Source organism: Roseivivax isoporae LMG 25204 (assembly GCF_000521865.1).
Classification (GTDB): domain Bacteria; phylum Pseudomonadota; class Alphaproteobacteria; order Rhodobacterales; family Rhodobacteraceae; genus Roseivivax; species Roseivivax isoporae.
Genome location: NZ_JAME01000022.1, coordinates 1 through 26,323, shown reverse-complemented (window position 1 = coordinate 26,323; position 26,323 = coordinate 1). Strand labels below are relative to the sequence as shown.

The window sequence follows — 26,323 nt, the reverse complement described above, 5'->3', positions numbered from 1 at the left end:
CTGACGTTCTTGCCAACGCATCCGGGATTGCTTTCTCGACCCCTTGAGGGATCACAAATCAGAAAGCCTGCTTTACTTTCAGCCCCGCCCACGGGTCAGATCTGCCGTCCGAGTGGGAATGCACCCACGCCTCCGGGTGCTACGCCCCACCCCTGGCCGTCTGGTCTTGATTGGCTGCCCGGATTTTCCGCGCCGTCCTCCAATCGCGCGATGAAGAACTCCGCCTCTTTTCCGTTCAACCGGTGCCCGCCCCGGTCGGTCAGACCGATGCAGCTACCATTCGGCACATAGGTGATGAGGTACTGACCAAGCCGGTCCTTGTGGACAATGTAGCCGGTATTGGCCCAATGCACTGTCTGGCCGGCATCGACGGCCGCCTTGATGTCATCGAGTGTCATGGCGTCCTCCTTACGAAGAATGGTGGGGAAACGACGCAAGAAGCCCGATCGTCCAACCGGGCTTCCATGCAGCATTCGTTTGGCAAACGACCGAGATCTGTCAGGCACCTTGCGCGGCTTGCGTCGCGCGTGCCGCCATCCAATCCTTCAGGCCAAGAACCGTTCTTCCGGCGGCGACCTCGGAGGCCCAGGCAACCCTTGGGTCGCCGCAGGGCTCATCGCCAGAATGCCGGTCGATATGGCCATTGGCCATCCATGGCTCAGGCTGGATCCGTCGCAGCCAGTCCGCCATGCTCGGAATGCGGCCCTGACAGTCTTCGCGGACATGCTGCTCGCCGATCCAGCGCACGGGGATTTCTCGACCAGCGCTATTGGTCAGGGTCAGGCCGAAGACACGTTCGGCCTCGAACAGGCCTTGAGCGTGGTGGCGCATGGCTCGGTGCGTGAAGAGCGCGAGATGCTCTTTCGAGGCATCGAACCAATCGTGCACAGCCTGATAGTCAGACGGCACCCCGCCGAATTTCCGGGCAGAGCTTTCGGCATGATGAAGCGGATGGGCCATCTCAAAGACCCTCGACATAGCTGTGCGAGCATTCGACATAGCGGTCGGCATGATCCAAGGTGATACTGTCGGCGGTGATGTCCCAGGACAGCGTGCCGTAGCCGCCCTCGTTGTTTTCGAACCCCGGGTGATGGTGATAGGCGAGCGACCAGGCGAAATCGCCAACTTCTGTGACAAGCGGCTCCGGCAGGTTGACCTCTGCAGGCTGCACCGTCACATCCTCGACACTGCCGGAGTCGCCATAGCCTTCGTAATCGACAGCGACCTCGCTGATGCCAAGCGCACGTAGTTGCGCGAGCAGCTCCACTCTGGATGCCTTCAAGGTGGTTTCGCGCTCTACACGCCACTGAGCCGCCATTGCGGCATAGTCGATCTGGGGATTGGTCATGGGTCTGTCCTCTTATCTGAATTTGGGGGGGCCGGGCCTGGCATTGGTCAGCGCGCGCCCGGAAAGCGCAGCCCGGGCAAACCCCGATCCGCGACGCCCGACCGAAAGCTCGCTTTGACTTTTCAGGCGGCTTGTTCTGACGTCATGGCGGCTTCCTGCCCCACGATCCGGGCCAGAATGCTTCCCGTGTCGATCCCGTCCCCATGCGGCAGGAACACCCGCAGCTGGAAGGCGATGATCTCGGTGAAGCAGCCGAGCGCCTTGAGGCCATCAATCATGCTCCGATCCGCGCCGCCCAGCTCGAGGCGCATCTCGCCTGCGACACGGCGACGGGTCAGGGTCAGACCCCGGCCCAGATCGACAGGCGCGGTGGTGCCGAGGGCGGCGGTCAACATCTCCTGCGGTGCTTGCGGGTTGGACACGAGGAAGCTGGCGCGCAGCGCGGCCGCCCCTTCCTCGCTCAGCGTGCGCCCGATCATGGCGGTCGCCCCATCGGGCGTGACCCGGTAGATGCGCTCATTGGATATCGGAATGTCCTTCCAGATCGGCAACAAGAGCCCGGTCAGCAGGTAGAGCTTGGTTGTGGTGGTTTTTGGCAGGGACGCTGCCTCGGCATCCCAAAGCCGTGAGAACTCAGGCTTGCCGATGTCTTCCCAGGCCGAGGACTCGAACCGCGTCTCCTCCAGGTAGCTCGACCCGTTTGGCCGCACAACCTTGCGCATCAGCGTGACGATGTCTTCGTCATACATCTGCATCGGGCGTGCCGAGATGAGCGCCGCGCGACCGGAGGCGCGATTGACCATCGGCAGCTTGTCGGGGTTGCGCGACAGGGCTTCATCCGCTGACAGCACGTGGACCGGGTCCGTCACCTCAAGTCCGATGATCCGCGTCACGGCGCCGGATTTCGGGCAGGTCCAGAGATCCTCCGTGGAGACCTGTTCGATCTTTTCGCCACGCAGGGTTTCGACGCCGAGATCGAGCATGCCCGCCGCGCGCGCCCGCTCAGACTGATCGGCAATCCGCCTCATGAATTCCGCAAAGAGCGCGTTCTGCATGTGGATCGGCAGGGCCAGAACCCGGTTGAGAAAGCGCTGGATCGGGGGAAGCTCCTCAAGGAGCACCCCGTCCTTGTCGATCAGCCGCAGGGCTGTCCAGTCCGTGAAGTTCTCGTAGCTCATCGCCTCAGCGCGCCCGGCGGCAAGATCGGCGAAATACCCACGCAGCGCCGCCCGCGCGATCGGGCTTTCGAGATTATCCTCCTCGCGGAACATGCCTTGCGAGCCGGTCTCGCGCTGGCCCTTGGTCAAGGCCCCCAGCTGGTCGAGGCGCTTGGCTATAGTCGAGGTGAAACGCTTTTCGCCATGCACATCCGAGGTGCAGACCCGGAAGAAAGGCGCGCTGACCTGGGCAGAGCGATGCGTGCGGCCGAGCCCCTGGATGGCCGCATCGGCGCGCCAGCCGGGCTCCAGTAGATAGTGCCGCCGCCGTTTCTGGTTCTTCGCCGTTTGCGCCGCATGGTAGGACCGGCCCGTACCGCCCGCATCGGAGAAGATCAGGATATCCTTTTCGCCGTCCATGAAGGCTTGGGTTTCGGATGAATTGCTGCTGGCGGCGCGCTTCTCGATGAAGAGATGACCATCCTCGGCCTTGAGGGGCCGGATCGACCGCCCCGTGACTTCTGCCACGGCCTCATCGCCAAAGGCCCAGAGGATCTGATCCAGCGCCGAGGGGATCGGGGCAAGCGTCATCAACTCCATCATGGCCGCATCGCGCAGGGCGAGCGCCTCGCGCGAAACAACGAGCGCGCCGGTCTCATCCCGCAAAGGTTCCGCCACCATGTTGCCGTCGATCTCGACCAGCTTTTGCGCATGAATCGGGAAGGCCTGTTCGAGGTATCCCAGAACATAATCGCGCGGCGTCAAGGCACCCTCGACGAGTTCATCCTCCGGGTCCATTGTCTCAAGTCGGCGTTTCAGCAGGCTCTCACCCGTCGAGACTACCTGGATGACGCAAGCCTTGCCCGCCGCCAGATCGTCCTTGATGGCGTGGATGATGCTTGGAGCCTTCATGCCCATTAGGAGATGGTTGAAGAAGCGCTGCTTCGTGCTCTCGAAGCGGGACTTGGCCGAGGCGCGTGCGGCCGACGCATTAGTTTCCCCCGAGGCGTCGTTGACGCCGGTCGCAGTCAACGCCGCCTCGAGATTGTGGTGGATCGTCCGAAACGCGCCCGCATAGGCGTCGTAGATCTCGATCTGGGCCGGGGTGAGCGCGTGTTCGAGCACGTCATATTCCACCCCATCAAAGCTGAGGGCACGCGCCGTGTAGAGCCCGAGCGTCTTGAGATCGCGCGCCACCACCTCCATGGCGGCGACACCGCCGGCTTCCATCGCCGAGACGAAACTCTCGCGGCTCGGGAAGGGGTATTCCGGCCCCTGCCCCCAGAGCCCCAGCCGCGCGGCATAGGCCAGGTTGTGCACGCTCGTGGCCCCCGTGGCCGAGATGTAGAAGACGCGGGCGCGGGGTGCTGCCAGTTGCAGCCGCAGGCCAGCAAGGCCCTGCTGGGAAGGTTTGACCCCCCTGCCCTGCTCGGACCCGGCCGCGTTCTGCATGGCATGGGCCTCATCGAAGGCAAGAACGCCGTCAAAGTCTTCACCCATCCAAGCGAGGATCTGGCTCAGTCGCGTGGTGCCGCATTTGCCCGCGGACCGCAGCGTGGCGTAGGTGACAAAAAGGATCCCGTCGCCCATCGGGATCGGCTGGTCCGGTTTCCATTTGGAGAGCGGCTGGATGTCGGCGGGCGAGCCGCCGAGATCGGTCCAGTCGCGGATGGCGTCCTCGATGAGCGTGGCGGATTTGGAGACCCAGATCGCCTTTCTGCGTCCGGCCAGCCAGTTCACGAGAATGAGCCCTGCGCATTCGCGCCCCTTGCCGCAACCGGTGCCGTCGCCAAGGAAATAGCCGAGGCGATAGGCCCGTGCATTAGGGTCATCATCGGCGCGCGTCAGCTTGGTCTGGTCGTCATCGATGGTAAACCGACCGGGCAGATCGCGCCCATGGGCATCATGCGCCATGATGATGGTTTCCAGCTGCGCCTCGGAGAGATGTCCCTCCCCGATCAACCGTGCGGGCAGCCGCAAGTCATCACTGCCCGTGTTTGAGGGCATGGGCGGGGCCACAGAGGCCATGGCGATGCTTTCAACGAGCGGCGTGGGATGTTCCTGCGCACCCGCAATCTCGATCCGCTGAGGACGGTAGCGCGCATAGATGTCCGAGATGGGCGTGTTGTCGCGAGGGGTCTCAAAGCTTGTGAAGCTGAGCGGACAGACGGCATTGGCCAGGGGTTTGGAGGCGGCGACAGGCGCAGCGGCGGCCTTGCGCGGAGTAGATGATGGAACGGTCGGCTGAGCATGAGGGATCGCCGCTGCCTGTTGTACGGGGCGCATCTCGGGCCGGGTCGCGGCCACGGCGTCGACAAAAGGAAGGGCTTCATCCAGATCCCGCACACTGGCGCGGATCATCTCGCCGTCCTCCTGCACCTTGTCGAAGACCATGAGTTGGGTTTCGACAGAGGTGCCAAGCTTGCGGTAGACCTGCCCCGGCATCGTCAACGCCAAGCGCAGCGTCAGGAGACCGCAGGCGCGTGACCAATGCGCGGCATCGCGTTCGGGCGTGAACCCCGGCGGCATGATCGCCACCAGCCGCCCACCGGGCGCGAGACGCTTTGCAGCCGCGATGAGATGTTTGGCGGCGATGTGCTTGTCCCGCGACCGATCGACCGAGGAGGCGAAGGGCGGATTCATCACCACGACGTCGGGTAGAACCGGCGTCTGCAGCAGATCATCGATATGCTCGCCGTCATGGCCCGTCACCTCGCCGCCGAAGAGGGCCCGTAGGAGGCGCTGGCGAAAGGGGTCGATCTCGTTGAGCAGAAGCGTGGCACCGGCCCGGGCGGCGAAAGCAGCCAGGGCACCGGTGCCAGCCGAGGGCTCCAGCACGGTCTCGCCCTTGCGAACGGCTGCCGCCCGCACCGCCATGGTCGCGAAAGGCAACGGCGTGGAAAACTGCTGCAGCCGGATCTGCTGCTCTGACCGGCGGGTTTCCGTCAGCAGCCGCGAGGCAAGCAGCTTTGCAGCGGCGATGTCACCTGCCACGCCGTTCCCACGCAGCAGCACCTGGACAGCCGCGGCCTGCATCAGGTCATATGCCATGCGCCAGTCCCAGGCACCGCCGGCATCGCTGCCAAGAAACGTCTCGCGCATGATGCGCGCCAGCGCTGAACTGCGCAGGGGTTGGTGGTCGACCTCCGCACCGATCTGCACGAGGGCAGAGGCGAGGTCAGTGTCGGAGATTGAGAGAGCCGGATTTGCCGGTTTGGGCTTGGACATGGGGGTTTCCTTTGGATCAGGGTCTGAGTTCCAAAGGACAAAAAGCCCGCTCTACACTTTGAAGGCGTAGAGCGGGCAATTTCTTAGCGGGGGGCCGGCACCCCGATCATGGCCACTGCTGCGCAGCATGAAGAACGCGCAAAATGGTCACCATCTCAGGGCTTTCAGCATAAACCACGATGTAGTTCGGCCGAACAACCATCTCCCTAGTCCCGTCCACACGGCCCGCGCGGTACATCTGAGGGCGTTCTGGAAGGAGGGACGTTTTGTGTTCAATCTCGTCTTTGAGAACTTGGGCGGCATCCGGGTTGTCGTCAGAGATGTAGTCAATGATTGCCAGCAAGTCGGCTATGGCCGTGGCTTTCCATTCAAGATTTGGCAAGGCGCTTCCCGTCAATCAATGCCTGGGCGTCTTGCATCGCCTTGGCATGGGGCGTTGTGGGCCTTGGATCGTCCAGCGCTTCCTGTACCTTCGCCCTGAACCAGGCGTCATAGGCATCCGGATCAGCGGTCAATCCGGCAGGCAATCCGCCTTCTGCGGCCACGCGGGTCAGAAGAATACGCACCGCATCGGAGAGCGTCAGACCGACGCCCGCAAGTGCGTCCGAAGCCTGTGCTTTCAGCTGATCGTCAACACGAACATGAAGCATGGATGTTTGGGCAGGCATGGATGGTCCTCCAGTTGATGGGAGTGATGTATCTCATTTGAGATACGATTTCAAGTCGGCATTATGTGCGCGCGTGGTTCCGTGGTGTTGTCTCAGCGAGAAACTCAACCACCCTGCCTCGCCAGGAACTCCGCCAGCACCGGGCTGGCAGCACCTTTCGCGGAGCTGAGTAGCTCCGAGCCCGCCAGCGTCGCTTTCGACAGGCGCACGAGCCCACCGGTTTCCTCGATGCGGTAGCAGCGGCGTTTTTGCCGCCCCCGCTTGTAGTGCGTCGCGGTGACGATCTGGCATGTACTGCCATCGGTGAGCGTCACGGGCGTGGCGAGCCTGATCTTGTCGCCTTCCTCGTAGTCCGGGATCGCAGCCCAATCCCGGCAGCGCTGTCGCCAGTCCTGGGCGTAGCTGTCCGGGTCTTTCAGGTCGGAGAGGAGCTCGATCAGCCCAAGCGGAGCACGAGACTCGTTCGGGCCAGCACTTTCCTCCATGTCCTTGTAGCCCCAGCAGCCGTCATCGTATCGGGTGAGGAAGACAGCCCCGAACGTGATGGAGCCATCCGCATCGGTGACATAGGTCGCGTCTTCGACAGCGGTGCCGTCGAGATTGGTGACCCTTGCCGCCGCGTACCAAGTCGAACCCACCTTGCAGGCTTTGACCAGTTCCGTCTTGCGCCTTTCGCCCTCGAAGGTGCACAGCCGAGCAATCTCCGCTTTCTCATCCGCGTAGGTCTGGACGCGGCCGTCGGTGTAGAAAAGCCATCCCATCTCAGAGTCCTTTCTCTCGTTTGGGAAAATTGTTGTCGCCAATGTCCCGAGAGGGCCGCAGGCCCGGCAGGGTATTGGCGATGCTTTTTTGAGAAAGGGCGCGTTACGCCGCCCTCCGGTCATCGATTTCCATCAGCGCATCGAGCGGCACGCGGTAGGGCTGCATTGCGTCGAAATCCTCGCAATTGCCGCAGTTCTGCACGATCGCGAAGGTGTCGCAGGCATCTTTGAGGATGACCCGGAAGGTGCCGCCGAGGCCCGAGGGCACCTCGTAGGTCCCGCCGATGAGATAGTCCGAGGCCCGGCGCACGAAGACGCGGATACTGTGGCCATCGGTGGCGAGCCGGATCGCCCCCTGCCCTCGGTCGATGAGCACCTGCACATCGTCCAGGATGTCGGTGTAGAACTGGCCGGTCAGATCGCGAAACGCCATGCGGCGCTGCGCCATCCAATCGGTGTCGCGAAACGGGTTCATGCCGTCGGCAAAGGCGAAGGACGGATCGGCCTGTTCGGTGGTGACGATGCGGGTGGTTGTGCCGTCGATGCCGTTCGAGCGCAGATGCACGCCGTTGCCGACGATGAGGATCAGGGCGGGCCTGTCAACGGGCCCGTTCCAGTTGGGCAGGAAGGTTTTGCAGGCACGCGCGTGGGCGATCTGCGCTGCGACAGCGGAGGCAGAGAACTTGAGAATAGCCATGGGGATGTCTTTTCGTTGGGTGTGGGAGGGTCGACCCGCGCAGGGAATGCCTCGCGCGGGTCGCGTGAGGACTCAGGCCGCGTGCGAGACCTCGCTGTCAGGCTCGGGGGTTTCCGCAGCGGGCTCCGCCTCATCAAAGGCGATACCGGCGGTCTGCATCATCGGCGGGCACCAGGCGGCTACTGCAGCGCGCTGCGCGTCCGTCAGTGTGGCGAAGGGTTCAGCGAAGAGCTTGTCGCAGAAGGCGACGATCTCCTTCTTGCTCGATGAGGCGAGCGTCACCGCCTCCTGGGCAAGACCCAGATCTTCGCCGAGGATCTTCAGGAGCCAGGCCTTCTTGAAGCGGTTGAAGAGCGCCGCGTTCGGCGTCCAGTGGGCGCGGATATCGGGCATGATCTCGATCTCGAACGCATGCATCAGGCTGTCGCGCGATCGATCCCGCGCGAAGCAGGACTGCGTGGTGCTGGCCGTGGCATAGGCGACGAGCTTGGCCTTCTCGCCGGCCTTCAGCGCGCGAAACGCCGCAAACTGATCGGCGGGCGCGCGGGCCTCATCGAGCCAGGACAGATCAAGCGCATCATGCGCCGCCGCCACCTGCTCGAGCGAGGTCTCGTCGATCTCGTCCATCTTGGCATGGCTGCGGTATTCCTTGCGGGCATCGATCTTGATCGCCTGCGTGACACTGATGCCGCTGGCCAGAACGTCACTGACCAGCTTGAAGAGCGTGAGATCGAGCGTGGCCTCAGGATGCAACGCCATCGCGGCCCCAAGCGCCATGGCTCGCTCGGTCTTGAGGTCCTCAGCCAGTGAGGCTGGATAGGTGATTTCGCCGGCGTCCGGGGCCTCCTCCCCGGTCGGGCTAGCCGAGGAGCCGCGCGCGCCCTCCTCTTTGACGGTGTCCTCGGGGCGGACGAGACCAACATGGAGCGTGATCTGCCCACCCTGCCACGACGCGATTACCCCAGACCGCGCTAGGTCCTCGGCGCTGTAGGCCTCCTGCAGGTCGCGGGCTTCCTCTTCCAAGGCGTCCACGCGCTCGTAAAGCGCGTTGTAGGCACCGTCCTCGAGCCCCTCATCCTCCATCTCGAGTTGCAGTTTCTCGAGTTCGGCGGTGATCTCATCGATGCGCTTTTGCGCAGCCTCATCAGGCTCGATCGGGCCGGGATAAACGCGGCCGTAGTCGGCCATGGTCGCGTAATCATAGCGGACCATCGCATCGGCCCAGGCAAAGCCCAGCTTTATGCGGGCCTCTTCGGCGGCGGCACCGAGCTTCTCGAGCAGGATGGTTTCGACCAGCGCTGCATCCTCCAGCACGGAATGCTCTTCCAGAAGGTCAGCCGCGACGGCGCCGCCGCGGGCCTCGTAGTCCGCGCGCACGAAAGCCCCGATATCATCGCTGACCTGCACACCGCGGGATTTGAGCGCCTGACGGACCGTGTAGGCCTGCAGATAGCCGCCGTCTTTTGTGAGCGCCTCGAAGACCTCGCGCTGCGCCTCCTGGCTCGGGTGCTCGGCGAAGGCTTTCATCGTGTCGAGCGTGATCACCTTGCCCCGGGCCGCGGCGCGGATGTCGGGGTGGATAAGGCCATAGCGCAACCGGCCTTTCACGGCCGCCACCGTGGTGCCGAAGGTCTTTGCGATCGTCTCGGGCGTCTGGCCGTCGACCTCCATCATCCGGGCGAAGGCCTCGAACTCGTCGATGGCATTCATCGGGGCTTGCGTGATGTTCTCAGCGAGTGACAGCGCTGTGGTCACGTCGCAATCCTCCGGCACAAGGCGGCAGTCGATCTTGGTTTTCGCGGTGAACCCCTTGGCGGCCTTGTCAGCGACCAGTTCCTTCAGGGCGGCATGGCGACGACCGCCTGCGAGTACGGCATATTTACCGTCGATCCTCTGAACCAGGAGCGGCTGGAGGAGACCCAGCACGGCGATGCTGGCTTTCAGATGCGCGATGTTCTCGGTGTCGTAGGTTTCCGGCGAGTTGCTGCGCACATTGGCGGGATGCGGGACCAGATCGCCAATGGCGGCGATGAGAGGGGCAAAGCTTGTGGTCATGGGATATCCTTCCAGGTGGGTGAGGTGTGGCCCGCGCCTTCACGCGCGTAACCAATCCCCGGCTTCAGGGATCACCACGACAAAAGGCCCGCTTTGCCTTTTTGGGGGCAGCGGGCCTTCAACGTCTGGGGTGTCAGTGGGAGGAGTCCCCTACCCTACCAGTCGCGCGCCATCATGATGGTCAGCACGCGCATGGTGGTGGCGGGGTTGTCCGGGGTCTCAGCCCCGTAGCGGAAATCCGAATCTGCCTCATAGAGATCGATCTTCCAGAACACGGTCTCGCCCCGGATCTCGACCGCGCCAAAATCGTGCCATCCCTCGGGATCATTCTCAGGCTCGAATCTATCGAACGCACCGGTGGCCTTCACCGCCTCGGCCATGAAGCCGTCACCGGCCTCCATAAGCGAGCGGGTGACATGCATTCGGCCCTGGGTGGGCTGCGCGGGCGGCACTCCAAGGCACGCGAGCTTGCGAAACGCGTCGTTTTGCGCCGCGATCACGGTCGGATCCGGACGGTCTGGCTGGGATTGAACGGTCATGGACATGGGATCTCCTTTGAGAAGTTGAAACACCCTTCCCGAAGCCCGCTTCCACTTTTCCGCACGGCGGATGAATCGAGGCCGAAGGCGCCCTACCCTAACAGCCCTTTGGGTCGGTAATTCGGGTTGGGGATGGTTTCGATCCAGCCGCCCTGTTCCTTGATGGTCTCGAGCGCTGCCGAGAGTGGATAGGCACCCTCGGACGCGCTCCACCAATAGGCACTGCGCTTGAAGGCGATGATCTTGCGGCGGCCGTCAGCGAAGCAGGCCACCCGCAGCGTCTTGGGTTCCTTGCGTGGCATAGGTGTCTCCGTTCTCGCTGTGGTCAGGCGGCCTCGGCGCGGCCCCCTGCCCTGCCCGCCTCCGACCGTGCGATCAGGTAGTCGCAGGCACGTTGCGCATCGGCGGCGTGCTTGAAGATCGCTCCCTTGTCCGACCGAAGAACGCGCAACCAGTTGTGGAGGTAGGCGGCATTCATCTCGAGCGTATGCGCCGTGAAGCCGAGCGTCTGACCCAGGAACACCGAGGTCAATTCCGCGACGATCTCCTCGCGCGCATAGGACGTGTTGCCAAACTTCGAGAACCCGAAATCGCGGTTCAGCCGATGGCGCGCCTTGGTGGCATGGGCCAGCTCATGGGCCCAGACCCCGTAGAAATTCCGCGGGTTCTCGAAACGCGCGATCGACGGCATGTAGACCTTATCCACGGGGGGCAAATAGTACGCCTCCGTTCCTGTGAAGACGGTCGTGATGTCGATGGCATCGAAAAACGCCTGCATATGCGGGATGGGCTCGAAGGGTGGATGTTCAGGCACGGGCTCCGGGTCGGGGTAGAAACTGTCGGGCAGACCCTCGATCTGGCAGGCATTGAACACGCGGTAGGATTTCTGGAAGCGGAAGATCCGGGCCTCCTCGGAACGATCATCGTTCTCCCTGTGCTGATCCTCATCGCCGGCGTCTTTCCGGCTTTGACCATAGTAGACCACGACGGAGGATTTCTCTCCCTTGCGCACCTTTGCGTCCAACGCATTGGCCTGCGGCAGCGTCATCCAGAAGGGCGAGCTGTGGCCCGCCATCACGGTTCGCATGGTCAGCAGGAAGTTGTTCACTCCCTGGTAGGGTTCACCGCCCACGCGCAAGGGTCTGGAGCTACCGCCAGCCGTCCAGGGCTTGCGCCAAGGCAGAACGCCGCGCTCGATGATACGGATGATTTCGTTTGTGATGGCCTCAGAGGCATCGAATTTGGGCGTGCGGGATCGGGCCATGGCTGGCGTCCTTTCGTGTGTTGGTGAGAGGGAATGGTGATCAGATTGACTGACGGGGCCGCGGATCGTTGATGATCCTGGCACCGAGCTTTTCGACCATATCGATGTAGTCGGTCAGCGACACGGACCTGCCGGGCCCCCAGGGTTCAGAGTCGTCCGATCCGTCCCGCGTCACCCGCGGCAAGTTCGCGAAGGCGATGACATCGGTGACGGGTCGGATATCGATGAACGGGGTCCCTCGTGCGACCGCAAGAGTGGCCAAGGGAAAGCGCTCGATCGGCGCGAGGGTCGACACGGTGGTCCAACCGAGATGGATGAATGTCCCGCCCTCGCCGCAGATCACATGCGCATTCGGCAATGTCGCCGCCTGCCTGAGATGGACGAGATCACGCAGGACAGTCTCGCGTTCGAGCCGCCGTGCCAATTCTAGCTGGCCAGTTCGGCGCAGTTCCTTGTGTCGCCACCACGAGGCAGCGATTGCGCGCAGCACGCGCAAGACACCTGTTTGCATGGGAATGCCCTTCATCAGGAACGGCAGACCGGAACCCGGCCCGGACCCATCTGAGGGACCCCAAAGGCCCTCATCCGTCAGTCACAAAACCCGAAGAACACTTTTACTTTTCGTGGACCAAACCCATGAAACACCCAACCGCCACCGAACTGTACTGGTACGACGGGATCAGAACTTCCACAGGGCCCATCGGCTAGACCTGTGGCGGTTCCTTCTTCACGAGATAGCCCAGACCGCTCAATCGGTCCGCAACTGCCAACTTCTTCGTAAAGCGTGCTGATGCTTTGGCTTCCCGTCGATGTAGCGGATCGGCACCCTGGAAAGGGAAATCATGTCGATGAAGGCTGTTATGGGCATGATTTCTCATCGCGAATACCAAAAAACGCAATAACCTATTGTTATTAAATCATTTTCCTCCATCTGACGGATCAGATCATTCCGCAGCCAACATCAATGCACTCTTTTGAAGAGTTCGGGTGTCATGAAATCAAGAGTTTGAGTTGCAACCGCTGTTCTGCGATGTCCTCGTCGTCCACTACGACCAAATCAGCGGAACGCCGGACCGCTGGCAACCAGCTGCTGCGCTTGAGGAACCGATTGCGTCGTTGGCCATGTCGCCATTATTGAAGTGACTGAGAAGTTACCGGCTCCCCCTTCCCCGCGCGCGGGAATTCGAGGATCGAGCCCTTGGTCAAACGGTTTTGGCAACCATCGATCGTCTGCTCCTTGTGCGCTACGGCCCGTAGCCACGATATCATGCAACAGACATCCACAACCTACCTCTCAGGCATTAGCACCGATGAAGGCCAAGCGAATATCCGAGGCCAGGACCCAAATCGCCGTCAGCAGGCGCCGGATAGCGTAGAGCCAATTGTTGAGGGTATTCATCATCAGATCTCAGGCATCGAAAAGGGCAGGGGCCGCGGAGGCGCGCAACTGCTAGGTTGGCTGCAGCGCAACGCTCTGTATGTTCTTCGCTAGCCGCCTTTGCGCTACTAGCAGCGATGGTCACCAGCTGAGGTTTTACCATGATGATCGGGATGCCCTCGTCATCAGAGCTTCGCCGGGACGAAGGCGAAAGCCACTTTCACGATCTCAAATACCGCCACACCTCAACCCCCTAACTTTTCTCTCTCGAACACCGTTTGTGTGCCGAGAGCCTACTTAACAGCTGTTAAGTTATGCCATGCCAGCCGCACGAGATCGGAGTTTAACAGCTGTTAAGCCGCGTTCCGCCGGCCAATCAATGCCATGACCATTGGGCCACAGGAAAACTCGCCTGCCGCAGCTTTGGCAGTCAGAGCTCGCAAGTATCCACCAGGCGATCTTATGTCGGCGAAGCGTTCCAGCATGGCAGCAACGACGATCGACGCTTGCTCCGGACCCATGAACCGCTGTGCTTCTTCCCATGCAGACGCACTGATTCCCATGGCTGGCCGCACATGGCACGCCGCATCGAAGAGCTGATGCCAATGCCGGATCTCACCTTGGTAGAAGGTCTTAAGCGAGGGACATGCCGCGATCACTAGGTGCAGCGGGATCTTTGGCAGGTGTCTTGTGTCCTGTTCATCGACGTCAGCCACAGGCTCATCCGTGTCCACATCTGGCACACCCGCCGCCGCCCCGCTTTTTTCTAAAGCAGGTTCAAGATCTATAGATTCTTTATTTGAATTATGATGGTGACGCTCAGAATGGGCATCATTGGTGTTCATTTCTTCTGTTTCAGGGCCATCAATGATGTTGCGTGCCTGGTCAAGGAGAGCTTCAAGGTCGGCTCGATAGGCCGCGAGGTCCTCAATTGAAAGCTTGCGGCGAAGCGCGCGGGCTGTGAGTGCAGCCTTGTCGCGAAGCTGATCCCAGAAGCCTAGGCCGGGCTGTATCTCGTCTCCGAACTCGGCGAGGGCCGCGAGGTCGCGTCGCATGAGGCTTACGACCTCTCTCAGGCGCCTGACGCGCTCCTCAGCCTCACGTACGGCCTCTGCGGCCCGTGCTATCTCCTCGGACTGACTGTAGAGCGGGGAAAGATCGAAGCCAAAGGCAACGCGATCTTCGCCGTGCTTGCGGACGTAACGCTTCCCATTGGGGCTATCGCGCCGCTGGAGCAAGCCAGCCTCGACAAGACGCGCGAGGTGACGACGCATCGTGGAGCAGGGCATACCATTCAGGCGCTCACAGATCGCCTTGTTCGAGGGGAAGACGACCATCTCGGCGTTCCCGCCAAGCGCATCGTCCGGAAAGAAGCTGAGGAGCCCCTGCAAAACCGTCAGATCACGTTCCGAGACCCCAAAGGCCGCTTGCGCCTTGGAGAGCTCGCGCAGGAGTTCCCACTTGTTAACGGGTCTGGCTGGAACAGATGCCTCGGGTCGCTCAATGACGCGCAAATGGGCCTGCGAAATCGGCCGCATAAACGGCGAGATTGGTGTGTACTCCATGAAAATATCCACGAAGACAAAAATTCTAGGGCCCGCGAATCGCTTTGCGCTTGCGGGGTAGGGGCCAGAACGCTACATTCAGAAGTGCGAAAACTGAGATTTTGTAGCGGGCTGATCCCGGTGCGAAACCTTACAAAGGTCTCGTGAAGCTAGCTTCTCGGGGCCTTTTTCTTTTTGCCTGTATCGTGCCTCCTTCTTGTTGGTTGCTCTTCCTCAGTCTCCTGAACGCTTCCAGCGCTCATGAAGCTCGGTAATCAGCTTTGGGGCGTTGCCCTCCAACCAGCTGATAAAATCAGGTTCATCCGTAGTTAGATCAAGTTTGAGCTGCTTGCCTTGGCGGCCGGTCTTGACCGTCGCAGCTCCAACACCGGGGATCGCCAAAGCAGGCACACCCTTTCTAGACGGGCTTGCTTTCTTCTCTGCTCTCTTCGCAGCTGCCAGAACTGCGAGAAACGCACGCTCAGAAACCTCATCGACCGAGCCGGAACTTTCGGACTTGGCTGCATGAGCTACGGCTTGCAGTTGGTCTCGATCACCGTCGTAGGCACCCAAAGCCTTTTTGAGCTCTTCCCATCTCGGGCGACCAATCCCGGGAGCCGCACCAATTGCCTGGATGAGTTCCTCGCCGACCGTCCGAACGACACTCAAGAGTTGTGAAACCCCAGCTTCGTGGAGGTTAAGGACTTCGGCGACACCTCGATTGGTGCGCTCAGCCCCTTCCAAATGATCACCGTCCAGAAGTGCCGTCGCAACGAGCGCACGCTCAATAAAGCTCAGATCACGACGCTCTTGGTTCTCGAGAAGCTGATCTCGAAGCGCTTGATCACCTTCAACCTCTGTGACGATGGCTCGAACTTTGATACCGAGTTCGCGACATGCTTCCAAGCGTCTGCGGCCATAGATCAGGTTGTAGCGATCGCCTTCCAGTGGGCGGACCAAGACAGGCACACGCTGACCGTTCTTGGAAATAGAGTTCTTCAGGCCCTCAACGTCAATCTGAAGCCTGTCATCCAACCGTCCTTCGGTAACAATCTGCGCCGGATCGATCTCAAAAACACCGCCACGCAGTCGGCGCCCTTCAAGAGCGTCAGGAGCGTTGCGAAGGGTCTGCAGCGGCAGGCCAAGTTTAGGCTTTCTTGCCATTCCGCCCCCATGTGTTCTGGATGATTTCAGCGATCTCATCGTTCACTGCGTTCATAGATTCGATCGCACGATCAAACGTCTGACGCGTGAAGTCCTTCTTGTCAGCTTCGTAGAGCGTTTGCTTGGTCAAGCCGGCATCAGAAATTGCGGTCGACTCAACCATGTGATTGGTCAGGACCGACCTCCCAAAGAGCCCGCGAATGAAGGCGATGACTTCGGTCTGTGGCGCGTCGCCGACTTTGTATCGCGTTGGCAAGAAGCGAAGCCAATCGAAGCGCAGATTGGCGCCTGCATCCCTGATTACTCCAAGGAGATCCGCAGTCATTCGCAGGAATTGGGACATCGACATAAGGTCAAGCATCTGCGGGTGAACCGTCACGAGCACACCCGAGGACGCGGAAAGTGCTGACATCGTCAAGAAACCAAGTTGCGGCGGACAGTCGATCACAACAACGTCGTAGTTCGCTTCAACACTATCGAGTGCGTCATGAACTCTCGCGAAGAACGCCTTCGCTCCGCCTCGCTGGATCGCAGCAGGCGTCTCGTGCTCGAACTCCATGAGTTCAAGGTTGCCCGGGATAAGATCAAGGCCGCGGATGTAGGTTTTGCGGATCACTTCGGCGATCGGAACCGGATCGTCATAGCGAACGGCATCGTAGAGGGTTCCGCCCTCCATGAGGTCGAGTTCTGGCTGGATTCCGTGAAGAGCCGAAAGAGATGCTTGGGGGTCGAGATCGATCGCAAGAACCCTGTACCCCTTGAGCGCCAAGCGCTGAGCGAGGTGAGCAGACGTCGTCGTTTTGCCCGATCCGCCCTTGAAGTTCACCACTGAAACGACTTGAAGCTCGTCACCGTCGCGACGTCCAGGCACGTAAGTTCCAGACTTCTTTGCATTTCCTTCAAGCGTCTGACGGATTTCCCAGATATCGTCGAGCGTATAGCGACGATGACTTCCAGCCGTCGTCTCGACGTCAACGATCTTTCCTTCTCGATGAAGCTTCCGAAGATAGGTATGGTCGACACCAAGGAGTTCAGCAGCTTCGCCGCTGGTCAAAGTGCGCATCACCTTCTTTGCATCCGGTGGGAAGTGTGCAGCGCGCTGAGCATGCAGGTTCGACGCGAGAAGTTCCGCGTAGTGCCCGATGGCGATATCTAGATCCTGTTCTGCTTCGCTCATGTCTGCCCCGATCCGTGGGCGCGTTTTTTATGTGACCGCGCGTTATTTTTCGAGACTATTGCCCGACCACCCAGATTCGTGCAAGCACTTTCTAGATTTAGTGGCAATCCGTCAGGCCAACACAAGTGTCGTGTTCAGAGGAGCCCCAACTTTTCCGCACGCTCAAGCAGCATTTTGACCGAAGACGGCTGCCAGCTAGTGCGGCCTCGAGGGGTGCGCTCACGCATCGATTCCAGCCGGTCGCAGATCGCCTGCAGTGTGATTTCCGGGTCCGAGCCTTTGATGGCAGCCACGATAGCTGGCAGGCGGTCATCGGTTTCGCGGCGTCCGGCGCGGCCAAGCACTTCATCTAGCAGAAACCCGTCACGGACATAGGCTTTCACAGCACGGAGTAGGCGGCTTTGGGTCCAGTGCCGGTCGTGGGGCAGGGGGCCATTAATGATTCGCAAGACATCTTCCCAGGCCATATCCGGCCGTAGGCGTCGCACGTGGGGCACCCAATCCTGCGCGGTTTCGTTCAGGCGCTCCATGTAGCCGTCCTGTCGCGCCAGCCGCACCTTGCGCAGCGCGGCGGGGTCTTTGGTGCGAAGCCCAGGATTGCCACCAACGCGACCCTTGGCGCGCGCAGAGGCAAGCCCGGCCTTTGTGCGCTCACGTATCAGCGCGCGCTCGAACTCGGCCGCGGCGCCCAGAACCTGCAATGTGAATTTTCCTTGAGGGGAGGCGGTGTCGATTGGATCCTGCAGCGAGCGGAAGAAAGCTCCCTTGGCCTCCAGACGTTCGATCACCTCCAGCAAGTGCGACAGAGACCGCGCAAGCCGATCAATTCGCACGACAACCAATGTGTCGCCGCTCTGGACGCGTTCGAGCACGCGCGCAAGCACAGGACGCGCGCGATTGCTGCCTGAGGCGTGCTCTTCAAAGATCTCGGCACAGCCCGCCGATTGCAGCGCCTCGGACTGGGGCAGGGGGGTCTGATCCTCTGTGGATACGCGCGCATAGCCTATCAGGGGCATGAAATCGGGCCGTTTGCAATTTAAGGTATGGCTACTAAACGACCGTTTGTAAACGAATGCAAGAGCGTGCTCTGTGGCACTGCTCATCAGAAATCCCTTAGTTTGCATAGGCTGAGCGCGATCAGAGAGTTCTGGCAGACCGTGCCGCGCGCATGCAATATAAGGAGCGCGGGCGCATTCCGACAAAACCCTTGGGTAAAAAGCAAAATTCCAGTATTTTGCACATATGAAGCCTCAAGTGCCTGCCTTTCATGATGAATCGGACGCTCTCTTCCTCGACGCTGAGGAGGTGGAACAGTCGTCCGAAGACGATCTTTGGTTCCTGCCCGGTCCGATGGAAGAGGAGCCGGATTACTTGCCACCAGGACCACGGGCCGAACTGCGTGAAGGCGAGGTCCTCGACGATTGGCGGAAAGCAGAGGCAGGTCATGCCGCGCGTCTTGCCCGTGTGGCCGGTCGCGTCGGCGCGCTGGACGACCGCCTGAAGCGCAGCCCGGAAGGATGGCGGCACAGGCTTGCCCTGATCGAGGCTGCCGACCTCAGCTGGTTCGCGGGTGACCGCATTGGCCCGGATCGCATTGCTATTTGGATATCCATGCGCCTGTCAGGCGTTCAAGAGGACCCCGCAGCACTGGCGCGTGTCGGTTGGGCGGTACGTCGTCTGACAGGGGGACCAGGCCCAGAGGTGGACCTTTCTGCCTTCCTCGATCGTCGCGATCCCGAGAACATGGTCGATGACGCCGAGCCTTTCGCGGATCGCGCGGGCGGTTGGCTGAACCTGATGGCGCAAGCCGCCGAGCTGCACCCGATAACCCGTGCCTGCGCGGGTTATCACCTCTGGAGCCTTGCGGGCCTTGGGCAGCAGGGCGATCGAATGGAAGCGGCAGTCACGGCCGCGCGGATCGCGGCCAGCGAGGGCAAGGGAGCAGTCTTTGCACCTCTGGCCATGGGTGGGGCAGGGGGGCTGCGCGCTGGCGGCCCACCCGCTGATCGTTTGGCGCGTTGGCTTGAGGGGATGGAGACGGCATGTCTGACAGCAATGCGGCACCTAGACGATGTCGAAGCATGGTCAGCGCGGGCGGAAGCCGAAATGACACCGCTTTCGGGCAAGACCCCGCGCGCCTTGCGCGCTGTGCTTACCGAATGGCCCCTTGTCTCTACCCCGATGGGCGAGGTCCTGACCAACGCTAGCCGTGCCGCCGTTCAACGCAATATTGCCTGGATGGAAGCGCGAGGCCTGATCCGCGAGGTGACCGGCCAGGGGCGATTCAAGATATGGGTAGCGGCACGATCTTGAATCTTCCAGTTCGATGCATGGGAGCTTCAAGAGTTCGGGAAGTTCGTGTCATAGTTTTCAGTTTCCAGAAATCGCGTCGAGCACCGGACAGTTGGGGACTTCGGCGCCAGAACACCTGGATGCCGTTGCAGCGAGGACGGATTCGATCCGCCGGAGATCCGCGATCTTCGCCCGCACGTCCGCAAGGTGACGTTTTGTCCGCTCCTTGACCTCGGCGCAGGTCGGCGCGGCACCATCGTCGAGCCCCATCAGCCCGCGAATGTCCTCCATCGAGAACCCGAGCTCGCGGGCGCGCAGGATGAAGCGAAGGCGCGTGGCGTGTGCGGCGGAATATATCCGGTAGCCTGCGGCGCTGCGCGGCGGGTCGGGCAGCAGGCCGGTTTTCTCGTAATAGCGGATCGTCTCGATGTTGCATCCGGTCGCCCGGGCCAGGTCGCCGCGTGTTAAGCTGCTCTCGCTTTCGTGATCGATCATGGGGGTTTTCCTCTTGAGCCTGTAGCTACTACAGACCCTACACCCATCGTCAACCACAGACGAAAGGTGCGCGACATGGCGCTGACAGACGACAGAACTGACACCTCAGCAGCGGATCGCCCCGCCCGAAAGGGCTGGCTTGCGGCGGGCGGGGTGATGGGCGCCTTTCTCGCCTCGGCCTGCTGTGTCGGACCATTGGTGCTGCTGACCCTCGGTATCTCGGGGGCCTGGATCAGCAACCTGACGGCGCTGGAGCCCTTCAAGCCGATCTTCGCCGTGATTTCGCTCGGCTTCATCGGGGCGGGATTCCGGCAGGTCTATTTCCGCAAACCGACCGTCTGCGAGCCCGGTTCCTACTGCGCGCGCCCATCCTCGGCGCGCATCACCAAGTCCGCTCTCTGGACCTCCCTGATCCTCGTCCTCGCTGCACTCACCATCGACTGGTGGGCTCCGCTTCTCTACTGATCTCGAAAGGACACCCTCATGAAGACGATCCTTGCCCTTGTTCTGTTCGGCCTGACCGCCACAGCACCCATCACGGCCATCCCTGCCGTCGCGCAAACCGTCGCCGCCGAGCAGACCCTCACCTTCGCGGTGGACAATATGACCTGTGCGCTGTGTCCGGTCACCGTGAAGCGCGCGATGGAGGGCGTCGAAGGCGTGCACGCGGTCGAGATCGACTTCGAGGCGCGCACCGCTACTGTCGTCTTCGACACCGCCGCGACCAGCGCAGAGGCGATCGCCACCGCGTCGGCCAATGCAGGCTACCCGGCGCGCGTCTCGGGTTGACGGGATGACCGAGCGGACAGACCGCAAGCTGATTGCAACAGGTGTCGTCGGCACCGTCATCGCAGCGCTCTGCTGCTTCACGCCGATCCTGGTCGTTCTTCTCGGCGCCGTGGGCCTGTCGGCCTGGCTGGGTTGGCTCGACTATGTGCTGCTGCCCGCGCTGGCGTTTTTAATCGGCCTAACCATCTATGCCGTCTGGCGGCGGCAGCGGCGCAGGGCATCTCAAGAAAATGGATGAGTTCATGAAATTCGAAACCAAGGCGCCCACGGGCGATTTCGACCTCGCCGTGATCGGCGCCGGATCGGCTGGCTTCTCCGCCGCGATCACCGCCGCCGAGGGCGGCAAGCGCGTCGCGCTGATCGGGCATGGGACCATCGGCGGCACCTGCGTGAACGTGGGCTGCGTGCCCTCCAAGACGATGATCCGCGCTGCGGAAGCCCTGCACAGTGCGCAGTCGGCGCATCGTTTCCCGGGCCTCAGCGGAGAGGCGCAGGTCGCCGACTGGTCGGCGCTGGTTGCGGCCAAGGACGATCTTGTCGCTACACTGCGCCAGAAGAAGTACGCCGATCTGCTGCCGGGCTACGAGGGTGTGACCTATCTCGACGAGGGTCCAGGCCGTCTCGTCCCCGGCGGGGTCGAGGTCGGCGGGCGCAGGATCACGGCTCCCAAGGTGATCGTCGCCACCGGCGGTCGACCGGCCAGGCCCGACATCCCTGGGGTCCGGGACGTACCAACGCTCGACAGCACGTCGCTGCTGGATCTGGACCAGTTGCCCGAAAGCCTGATCTTCCTCGGCGGCGGCTATATCGGCGTGGAGCTGGCGCAGATGATGGCGCGGATGGGCACGCGGGTTACCATCGTCTGCCGTTCGCGCCTGTTGCCGCGCACCGAGCCGGAGGTGGCGCAAGCGCTCACCGAGGTCTTGCGCGCCGGGAGTGTCACGGTTCTTGACGGCGCAACCTATCACGCCGCGCGGCGCGACGGAGACCGTGCGGTGCTGACCGTGACGGTGAATGGCGCGGAGCGCGAACTGACGGCCGACCGCCTCGTCCTGACGACGGGGCGCGCCGCCAACACCGAGGGGCTGGGCCTCGCGGAGATGGGCGTCGAGACCGACGCACGCGGTGCGATCCGGGTTGGCGACGACATGCAGACCACAAAGCCCGGGATCTTTGCCGCGGGTGACGTCACGGACCGCGATCAATTCGTTTATATGGCCGCCTATGGCGCCAAGTTGGCCGCCCGCAACGCCGTCATGGGCGGGGCCGAACAATACGACAATGCGGCGATGCCCTGGGTGGTGTTCACTGATCCGCAGGTCGCCGGGGTCGGGCTGACTGAGGCGCAGGCGCGCGCGGCGGGTCATGACGTCAAGACCAGCGTGCTGACCCTCGACAACGTGCCTCGCGCGCTTGCCGCGCGCGATACGCGCGGGCTGATCAAGCTGGTCGCGGACCGGGCGACAGACCGTCTGCTTGGCGGCGTGATCATGGCGCCGGAGGGGGCAGACAGCGTGCAGACGCTGGTCATGGCGCTTAAGATCGGTATGACGACGAAGGCACTCGGCGAGACGATCTTCCCCTATCTGACAACGGTCGAGGGGCTGAAACTCGCCGCGCAGACTTTCGACAAGGATGTCGCGAAGCTGTCGTGCTGCGCTGGATGAAACGAGCAGATTTATCCAGCTTGGACCCTCAAGCGTGTCTAAGACGAGCAAGGCAGGCGAAATGACCCCACTTTCGGGCAAGACCACGCGCGCCTTGCGCGCCGTGCTTACCGAATGGCCCCTTGTCTCTGCCCCGATGGGCGAGGCCCTGACCAACGCTAGCCGTGCCGCCGTGCAACGCAATCTCGCCTGGACGCAAGCGCGAGGCCTGATCCGGGAGGTGACGGGGCAGGGGCGGTATCGATTGTGGCGCATGTGAGCAACCAAATGGGCACCACCAGGAGCGTTTTTGCACAAGTAGAGACAAATGGCAGTAAAGGTTCGCTGAGCACTATTGCACGGGTTGCGGCAAAGTTAAAAAGCGGTGCTTGGGGTAGGTCAGGGGCGTCCTGATACCGGATGCGAAGGGGTGACAATTAAGCTTATTGTGCAAAACTCGATGGATCTGGGCCTGATGCTGATCACGGACTAGATCCCCAGCTGCAGGAATATTGACAAGATCTTCGCCAGTCATCTGACCGCACAATACAACAAGGGCCAGTATTCCAACGAATAACCGGTGCGCATGTCAAAATCATGAGGACCGTGAACGGGATCGGCTACCCGAATGGGTTTTCCGGTGGCATCGATCGATCGGTTGAGAAATAACAGCGTCGATTTTTGCTATGACATTGGTGTAATAGACCCACCTGAAAGGCTATCCTTCCTTGACATGATTGCTCAATTAAGGGCTACGTGACACCCCGTGGACAGACGGGGTCAGTTTATAGAGTTGGGCGACCGCCCCATGAAGCCGAAACAGCTGGGCCCGGCGATGCGTGCCGACATAATGCTCGATTGCCCTGCCGACCCGGGAACCACGCTTCCAATCGTCGACCGCGCCTATCGCGATAATGAATTCAACCTGCTGGATGTCGTCTTTGACGACACGCCCTTGCGTGCCGCGCCGCCGGAATGGGAAATTGCCCTTCCAGCCAATCCGCTTGCCGAACCTGATCTGAACGCGGCCCGTCGTCACGAAATCTTGTTCACCGGGGGTATGATGGGAGCAATGGTCGAGCGCCAGATGGGCCTAAGCCAGTCCGGCAGTATGATGGGCGGAATGATGGGTGGCGTCGTGGGCGGCGGCATGTGGTTCGTCAATGGCGTTGCGGCCGAAGGGCACATGCTCGATCCTTTCCTGACATTGGAGCGCGACGCGAGTCATGTCCTCCAGATGACGAACGCCACGGCCTTCGACCATCCGATCCATCTGCACGGCCACTCCTTCCGCGTCATCAGCCGCGATGGGGTGCCGACCGATTTCCGCGAATGGCAAGATACCGTGCTGATCGCGCCACGCGAGCAAGTGGAAATCGCCCTGGTCGCCGACAATCCCGGAGACTGGATGTTCCATTGCCACATCCTCGAGCACCAGGCGGCCGGGATGATGGGCGTGATCCGCGTCGCATGAGCAGAGGAGCAAGCAGATTGAAATCGATTGAGATTGGATGTCGGCCAAACCGGCGCAAGGTTCTTGCTGCCGTCCTCGGTAGCGGCTTAGCCACGGTGTTGCCAAGGCTTGTGCAGGCTGCAGTCGATGGTGATCCAGCGGCTCTGGCCTTTGATGGTGATACCATCCTGCTGGCAGATCGAGGGTTGTTCGTCAGTGACGATGCCGGCCAGACTTGGACCGCGGCAGAGACACTGGGGAACGTGCTGTCGCTGGCGACCCATCGCGACCGGCCCGGCCGTGTGGTTGCGGGGTTGGCCGAGGGCGGTGTCAGCATTTCCGAAGACGGGGGCGCTTCGTGGCGTATCTTTGAAGCTAGGCTGCCTGACGGAGAAATCACTGCCGTTGCTATCGCCTCGCGGAACCCGGACATGATCTATGCCTCGCTTCGCGGCGACGGGTTGTGGAAGAGCGAAGACGCCGGTGCAACCTGGTCGCTCGCCATGGACCGCCCCTGGCTCGACGACGCAGAGCGGGAACTTCTTTCTCTGGCTTCGGTCGAGCTTGAGACCGGCATGGGCGGGATCTGGATCTATGCGGGCACCGAGGTTGGCCTAACGCGGGTGCCCGATTGCTTTTGTCGCTGGCAGGACGTGCAGCCAGGCAATGCGATGGACGCATTGGTTGCGGGTGAAGCCCCACCGTCCGAAGCGCCATTGCCAGGAGGTGAACCGATCCTGTCGCTGGCCAGTGCCCCCTCGGCGCCGGAAGTGATGTATGCCGCGCTGCGTTCGGGCCTCTGGGCATCGCAGGACGGCGGAGTCATCTGGCAAAAGCGGGCGAGCAAAGCTGCGACCGCTGTTGCGGTTCATCCAAGAGACGAGACCTACATCGCTGCCCTGTTGGGCGGCATCTTGAAAATCAGCCGTGACGGCGGCGCAACCTGGATCGAAACAGGAGAACGATGATGGAGAAAATGATGCAGAGAAGAAACGCGCTTGGTCTGATTGGCAGCGGCATTGTCGGAATGGTGGGCCTGACCACATCGGCCTGGGCGCAAGCGACAGGCGATGTGGCGCCCGGTCTGGCGGGCAGCGAAAGGCAGATCACCATCTGGCGCGATCCGGGCTGCGGCTGCTGTGATGCCTATGGGGATTATCTCGAAGAACACGGCTTTACCGTAACGCGTGTGGATGACCGCGACTTCGACAAACGCTCGGTCGAAGTCGGTGTGCCCGCCCAGGGCATCGGCTGCCACTTGGCCGAGATCGACGGCTACTATGTCAGCGGTCTCGTCCCCGTCGACATCATCGAGCGGCTGCTGGAAACCCGTCCGGCGATAACGGGTATCACCTTGCCGGGAATGCCCGCGAACGCACCGGGCATGGCTGCGGTCAAGTCAGGCACGCTCAGGACCTACGCCTTTGGCCCGGAAGGAATCTCAATCTATGCCGATGAATAAGGGGCCGAAAGATCGATCGGCGAAGTGTACGGTCAGGCGGTCAGTGCACCTCGCTGCCCTAGTGTCCGCGCTCGCGACCACCGGCGTTGTGGTGCTGGCCCAATCGGAACCGGTTGACCCGCGTGTCGAGGGACTGACGTTTTTGGGAGAGCCCGTGCTTGCATCCCAGGTCATGGCAGGGCAACAGCTTTATGCGGACAACTGCGCCAGTTGCCATGGTGCCAGCCTCGAGGGTCAGCCCGATTGGCGTCGTCGTCTTGACACAGGAAGAATGCCGGCCCCGCCGCATGATGACTCAGGCCACACTTGGCACCATTCAGACCGCATGCTTTTTCAGATCACTAGGGTCAGGACCCATTGATCTTCCTTTTTCGGCATGATTCAGCCTCCGCAAGGAGACCGATCAATGAGCAACCTTTTCTGGCTGACGGATGCGCAGATGGCCCGTCTGGAACCATTCTTTCCCAAGAGCCATGGCAAGCCGCGTGTCGATGACCGGCGAGTGCTGAGCGGCATTATCTTCATCAATCGCAATGGCTTGCGGTGGTGTGATGCACCGAAGGAGTATGGTCCACCCAAGACCCTCTACAACCGTTGGAAGCGATGGGGCGACAAGGGTGTCTTTGCCCGGATGATGGAGGGGCTGGCCTCCGAGGCGGCCGTTCCGAGGACGGTGATGATCGACGCGACCTATCTGAAGGCGCACCGCACGGCGACCAGCCTGCGGTCGAAAAAGGGGGGCCAAGCGATCAGAGGGGTCGTTTGATCGGCCGGACCAAGGGCGGCATGAACACCAAACTGCACGCCGTTACCGATGCCGATGGACGTCCGATCCGCTTCTTCATGACCGCAGGCCAGGTCAGCGACTACACGGGTGCTGCGGCCCTGCTGGATAGCTTGCCATCTGCAGAATGGCTGCTCGCCGACCGCGGCTATGATGCCGACTGGTTCAGAGATGCGTTGAAAGACAAGGGGATAAAGCCCTGCATCCCGGGCAGGAAGTCGCGCGGCAAGCCTGTCAAATACGATAAGCGCCGCTACAAACGCCGCAACAGGATCGAGATCATGTTCGGCCGCCTGAAGGACTGGCGCAGGGTTGCCACGCGCTACGACAGGTGCCCGAAGGTCTTCCTCTCCGCCGTCGCCCTCGCCGCAACCGTCATGTTCTGGCTATGACGAGAGAATGAGATGCCGTAACGGGGCCTG

At 61.6% G+C, this 26,323-nt stretch carries 28 protein-coding genes and 1 pseudogene; 11 read left to right on the top strand and 18 right to left on the bottom strand.

What is annotated here, in order from left to right:
- Window positions 1-95: 95 nt before the first annotated feature.
- The 17 genes from RISW2_RS24070 to RISW2_RS14290 form a co-directional block, all read right to left on the bottom strand.
- Window positions 96-398, bottom strand: coding sequence for a hypothetical protein (locus tag RISW2_RS24070; protein ID WP_084615405.1), 303 nt, complete (start codon window positions 396-398; stop codon window positions 96-98).
- A 100-nt stretch (window positions 399-498) separates the two neighbouring features.
- Window positions 499-960: a DUF6915 family protein gene (locus RISW2_RS24065; protein WP_084615404.1), complete on the bottom strand. Its 462-nt coding sequence runs from the start codon at window positions 958-960 to the stop codon at window positions 499-501.
- A gap of 1 nt (window position 961) precedes the next feature.
- Window positions 962-1,348, bottom strand: a complete 387-nt coding sequence (locus RISW2_RS14355) for a DUF6878 family protein (RefSeq protein WP_043772443.1) — start codon at window positions 1,346-1,348, stop codon at window positions 962-964.
- A gap of 122 nt (window positions 1,349-1,470) precedes the next feature.
- The gene (locus RISW2_RS14350; RefSeq protein ID WP_043772441.1) at window positions 1,471-5,733 is read right to left on the bottom strand and encodes a strawberry notch-like NTP hydrolase domain-containing protein; all 4,263 of its coding nucleotides are present in this window, start codon (window positions 5,731-5,733) and stop codon (window positions 1,471-1,473) included.
- 106 nt (window positions 5,734-5,839) lie between these two features.
- Window positions 5,840-6,115, bottom strand: coding sequence for a type II toxin-antitoxin system RelE/ParE family toxin (locus tag RISW2_RS24060; protein ID WP_071974127.1), 276 nt, complete (start codon window positions 6,113-6,115; stop codon window positions 5,840-5,842).
- Window positions 6,102-6,401: a type II toxin-antitoxin system RelB/DinJ family antitoxin gene (locus tag RISW2_RS24055; protein WP_044353023.1), complete on the bottom strand. Its 300-nt coding sequence runs from the start codon at window positions 6,399-6,401 to the stop codon at window positions 6,102-6,104. The genes RISW2_RS24060 and RISW2_RS24055 overlap by 14 nt, the downstream gene beginning before the upstream one ends.
- A gap of 104 nt (window positions 6,402-6,505) precedes the next feature.
- Window positions 6,506-7,162: a DUF6927 domain-containing protein gene (locus tag RISW2_RS14345; protein ID WP_043772439.1), complete on the bottom strand. Its 657-nt coding sequence runs from the start codon at window positions 7,160-7,162 to the stop codon at window positions 6,506-6,508.
- Window positions 7,163-7,265: 103 nt separating this feature from the next.
- On the bottom strand, window positions 7,266-7,859 hold the full coding sequence (locus tag RISW2_RS14340; RefSeq protein WP_009503761.1) for a hypothetical protein: 594 nt from the start codon (window positions 7,857-7,859) through the stop codon (window positions 7,266-7,268).
- Window positions 7,860-7,931: 72 nt separating this feature from the next.
- The gene (locus tag RISW2_RS14335) at window positions 7,932-9,914 is read right to left on the bottom strand and encodes a ParB/RepB/Spo0J family partition protein (protein WP_043772437.1); all 1,983 of its coding nucleotides are present in this window, start codon (window positions 9,912-9,914) and stop codon (window positions 7,932-7,934) included.
- Window positions 9,915-10,069: 155 nt separating this feature from the next.
- A complete protein-coding gene (locus tag RISW2_RS14330; RefSeq protein WP_043772434.1) occupies window positions 10,070-10,459 on the bottom strand; it encodes a DUF3768 domain-containing protein in 390 nt (129 codons plus the stop codon).
- A gap of 86 nt (window positions 10,460-10,545) precedes the next feature.
- A complete protein-coding gene (locus tag RISW2_RS14325) occupies window positions 10,546-10,755 on the bottom strand; it encodes a DUF6330 family protein (RefSeq protein ID WP_043772432.1) in 210 nt (69 codons plus the stop codon).
- A 23-nt stretch (window positions 10,756-10,778) separates the two neighbouring features.
- Window positions 10,779-11,717 carry an ArdC family protein gene (locus tag RISW2_RS14320; RefSeq protein WP_043772430.1) on the bottom strand — a complete coding sequence of 313 codons (939 nt, stop codon included), beginning with the start codon at window positions 11,715-11,717 and terminating at the stop codon, window positions 10,779-10,781.
- Window positions 11,718-11,757: 40 nt separating this feature from the next.
- On the bottom strand, window positions 11,758-12,243 hold the full coding sequence (locus RISW2_RS14315; RefSeq protein ID WP_043772428.1) for a hypothetical protein: 486 nt from the start codon (window positions 12,241-12,243) through the stop codon (window positions 11,758-11,760).
- A gap of 1,205 nt (window positions 12,244-13,448) precedes the next feature.
- Window positions 13,449-14,660, bottom strand: coding sequence for a plasmid replication protein RepC (repC, locus tag RISW2_RS24050; protein ID WP_084615403.1), 1,212 nt, complete (start codon window positions 14,658-14,660; stop codon window positions 13,449-13,451).
- Window positions 14,661-14,873: 213 nt separating this feature from the next.
- Window positions 14,874-15,803, bottom strand: a complete 930-nt coding sequence (repB, locus tag RISW2_RS24045) for a plasmid partitioning protein RepB (RefSeq protein ID WP_067268391.1) — start codon at window positions 15,801-15,803, stop codon at window positions 14,874-14,876.
- Window positions 15,787-16,980: a plasmid partitioning protein RepA gene (gene repA / locus RISW2_RS24040; RefSeq protein WP_040884156.1), complete on the bottom strand. Its 1,194-nt coding sequence runs from the start codon at window positions 16,978-16,980 to the stop codon at window positions 15,787-15,789. The genes repB and repA overlap by 17 nt, the downstream gene beginning before the upstream one ends.
- Window positions 16,981-17,114: 134 nt before the next feature.
- Window positions 17,115-17,996 carry a recombinase family protein gene (locus tag RISW2_RS14290; protein ID WP_043772419.1) on the bottom strand — a complete coding sequence of 294 codons (882 nt, stop codon included), beginning with the start codon at window positions 17,994-17,996 and terminating at the stop codon, window positions 17,115-17,117.
- 226 nt (window positions 17,997-18,222) lie between these two features.
- On the opposite strand from RISW2_RS14290, the gene RISW2_RS24035 reads away from it, so the two are divergent.
- Entirely contained in the window at window positions 18,223-19,293 is a 1,071-nt protein-coding gene (locus RISW2_RS24035; RefSeq protein WP_043872360.1) for a hypothetical protein, read from the top strand.
- A gap of 57 nt (window positions 19,294-19,350) precedes the next feature.
- On the opposite strand, the gene RISW2_RS14275 is transcribed toward RISW2_RS24035, so the two are convergent.
- Window positions 19,351-19,767: a MerR family transcriptional regulator gene (locus RISW2_RS14275; protein WP_043772414.1), complete on the bottom strand. Its 417-nt coding sequence runs from the start codon at window positions 19,765-19,767 to the stop codon at window positions 19,351-19,353.
- 75 nt (window positions 19,768-19,842) lie between these two features.
- Here RISW2_RS14275 and RISW2_RS14270 point away from each other — a divergent pair, with 75 nt between their 5' ends.
- From RISW2_RS14270 to RISW2_RS24010, 10 genes and pseudogenes are all read left to right on the top strand, one after another.
- Window positions 19,843-20,232 carry a mercuric transporter MerT family protein gene (locus RISW2_RS14270; RefSeq protein ID WP_043772411.1) on the top strand — a complete coding sequence of 130 codons (390 nt, stop codon included), beginning with the start codon at window positions 19,843-19,845 and terminating at the stop codon, window positions 20,230-20,232.
- A gap of 18 nt (window positions 20,233-20,250) precedes the next feature.
- Window positions 20,251-20,556: a heavy-metal-associated domain-containing protein gene (locus RISW2_RS14265; protein WP_038068071.1), complete on the top strand. Its 306-nt coding sequence runs from the start codon at window positions 20,251-20,253 to the stop codon at window positions 20,554-20,556.
- A 4-nt stretch (window positions 20,557-20,560) separates the two neighbouring features.
- Entirely contained in the window at window positions 20,561-20,794 is a 234-nt protein-coding gene (gene merF / locus RISW2_RS24030) for a mercury resistance system transport protein MerF (protein WP_082033411.1), read from the top strand.
- Between the two features lie 4 nt (window positions 20,795-20,798).
- Window positions 20,799-22,223, top strand: coding sequence for a mercury(II) reductase (gene merA / locus RISW2_RS14260; protein WP_043772569.1), 1,425 nt, complete (start codon window positions 20,799-20,801; stop codon window positions 22,221-22,223).
- A gap of 58 nt (window positions 22,224-22,281) precedes the next feature.
- A pseudogene (locus tag RISW2_RS25655) lies at window positions 22,282-22,482 on the top strand (hypothetical protein); the annotation flags it as partial.
- A 528-nt stretch (window positions 22,483-23,010) separates the two neighbouring features.
- On the top strand, window positions 23,011-23,676 hold the full coding sequence (locus RISW2_RS14255) for a multicopper oxidase domain-containing protein (protein WP_235939874.1): 666 nt from the start codon (window positions 23,011-23,013) through the stop codon (window positions 23,674-23,676).
- Window positions 23,677-23,693: 17 nt separating this feature from the next.
- Window positions 23,694-24,623, top strand: coding sequence for a WD40/YVTN/BNR-like repeat-containing protein (locus RISW2_RS24020; protein WP_233128156.1), 930 nt, complete (start codon window positions 23,694-23,696; stop codon window positions 24,621-24,623).
- Entirely contained in the window at window positions 24,623-25,117 is a 495-nt protein-coding gene (locus RISW2_RS14250; protein ID WP_043772565.1) for a DUF411 domain-containing protein, read from the top strand. The genes RISW2_RS24020 and RISW2_RS14250 overlap by 1 nt, the downstream gene beginning before the upstream one ends.
- The gene (locus RISW2_RS24015; protein ID WP_370526696.1) at window positions 25,104-25,478 is read left to right on the top strand and encodes a c-type cytochrome; all 375 of its coding nucleotides are present in this window, start codon (window positions 25,104-25,106) and stop codon (window positions 25,476-25,478) included. The genes RISW2_RS14250 and RISW2_RS24015 overlap by 14 nt, the downstream gene beginning before the upstream one ends.
- 45 nt (window positions 25,479-25,523) lie before the next feature.
- A protein-coding gene (locus RISW2_RS24010; protein ID WP_240504185.1) for an IS5 family transposase occupies window positions 25,524-26,293 on the top strand; the annotation gives its coding sequence in 2 pieces (ribosomal slippage) (window positions 25,524-25,860 and window positions 25,860-26,293; 771 coding nt in all).
- The last annotated feature ends 30 nt before the right edge of the window (window positions 26,294-26,323 follow it).

What these genes read in the sequence shown, in the direction of transcription:
- RISW2_RS14330 (WP_043772434.1), bottom strand. Translation starts at nt 10,459, where the DNA reads ATGTCCATGACCGTTCAATCCCAGCCAGACCGTCCGGATCCGACCGTG.
- RISW2_RS14320 (WP_043772430.1), bottom strand. Translation starts at nt 11,717, where the DNA reads ATGGCCCGATCCCGCACGCCCAAATTCGATGCCTCTGAGGCCATCACA.
- RISW2_RS14315 (WP_043772428.1), bottom strand. Translation starts at nt 12,243, where the DNA reads ATGAAGGGCATTCCCATGCAAACAGGTGTCTTGCGCGTGCTGCGCGCA.
- RISW2_RS14275 (WP_043772414.1), bottom strand. Translation starts at nt 19,767, where the DNA reads ATGATCGATCACGAAAGCGAGAGCAGCTTAACACGCGGCGACCTGGCC.
- RISW2_RS14335 (WP_043772437.1), bottom strand. Translation starts at nt 9,914, where the DNA reads ATGACCACAAGCTTTGCCCCTCTCATCGCCGCCATTGGCGATCTGGTC.
- RISW2_RS14340 (WP_009503761.1), bottom strand. Translation starts at nt 7,859, where the DNA reads ATGGCTATTCTCAAGTTCTCTGCCTCCGCTGTCGCAGCGCAGATCGCC.
- RISW2_RS14255 (WP_235939874.1), top strand. Translation starts at nt 23,011, where the DNA reads ATGAAGCCGAAACAGCTGGGCCCGGCGATGCGTGCCGACATAATGCTC.
- RISW2_RS24035 (WP_043872360.1), top strand. Translation starts at nt 18,223, where the DNA reads ATGAAGCCTCAAGTGCCTGCCTTTCATGATGAATCGGACGCTCTCTTC.
- RISW2_RS14355 (WP_043772443.1), bottom strand. Translation starts at nt 1,348, where the DNA reads ATGACCAATCCCCAGATCGACTATGCCGCAATGGCGGCTCAGTGGCGT.
- merF (WP_082033411.1), top strand. Translation starts at nt 20,561, where the DNA reads ATGACCGAGCGGACAGACCGCAAGCTGATTGCAACAGGTGTCGTCGGC.
- RISW2_RS14290 (WP_043772419.1), bottom strand. Translation starts at nt 17,996, where the DNA reads ATGCCCCTGATAGGCTATGCGCGCGTATCCACAGAGGATCAGACCCCC.
- RISW2_RS14265 (WP_038068071.1), top strand. Translation starts at nt 20,251, where the DNA reads ATGAAGACGATCCTTGCCCTTGTTCTGTTCGGCCTGACCGCCACAGCA.
- RISW2_RS24070 (WP_084615405.1), bottom strand. Translation starts at nt 398, where the DNA reads ATGACACTCGATGACATCAAGGCGGCCGTCGATGCCGGCCAGACAGTG.
- RISW2_RS24055 (WP_044353023.1), bottom strand. Translation starts at nt 6,401, where the DNA reads ATGCCTGCCCAAACATCCATGCTTCATGTTCGTGTTGACGATCAGCTG.
- RISW2_RS14345 (WP_043772439.1), bottom strand. Translation starts at nt 7,162, where the DNA reads ATGGGATGGCTTTTCTACACCGACGGCCGCGTCCAGACCTACGCGGAT.
- RISW2_RS14350 (WP_043772441.1), bottom strand. Translation starts at nt 5,733, where the DNA reads ATGTCCAAGCCCAAACCGGCAAATCCGGCTCTCTCAATCTCCGACACT.
- RISW2_RS14325 (WP_043772432.1), bottom strand. Translation starts at nt 10,755, where the DNA reads ATGCCACGCAAGGAACCCAAGACGCTGCGGGTGGCCTGCTTCGCTGAC.
- merA (WP_043772569.1), top strand. Translation starts at nt 20,799, where the DNA reads ATGAAATTCGAAACCAAGGCGCCCACGGGCGATTTCGACCTCGCCGTG.
- repC (WP_084615403.1), bottom strand. Translation starts at nt 14,660, where the DNA reads ATGGAGTACACACCAATCTCGCCGTTTATGCGGCCGATTTCGCAGGCC.
- repA (WP_040884156.1), bottom strand. Translation starts at nt 16,980, where the DNA reads ATGAGCGAAGCAGAACAGGATCTAGATATCGCCATCGGGCACTACGCG.
- RISW2_RS24015 (WP_370526696.1), top strand. Translation starts at nt 25,104, where the DNA reads ATGCCGATGAATAAGGGGCCGAAAGATCGATCGGCGAAGTGTACGGTC.
- RISW2_RS14250 (WP_043772565.1), top strand. Translation starts at nt 24,623, where the DNA reads ATGGAGAAAATGATGCAGAGAAGAAACGCGCTTGGTCTGATTGGCAGC.
- RISW2_RS24065 (WP_084615404.1), bottom strand. Translation starts at nt 960, where the DNA reads ATGGCCCATCCGCTTCATCATGCCGAAAGCTCTGCCCGGAAATTCGGC.
- RISW2_RS14270 (WP_043772411.1), top strand. Translation starts at nt 19,843, where the DNA reads ATGGCGCTGACAGACGACAGAACTGACACCTCAGCAGCGGATCGCCCC.
- repB (WP_067268391.1), bottom strand. Translation starts at nt 15,803, where the DNA reads ATGGCAAGAAAGCCTAAACTTGGCCTGCCGCTGCAGACCCTTCGCAAC.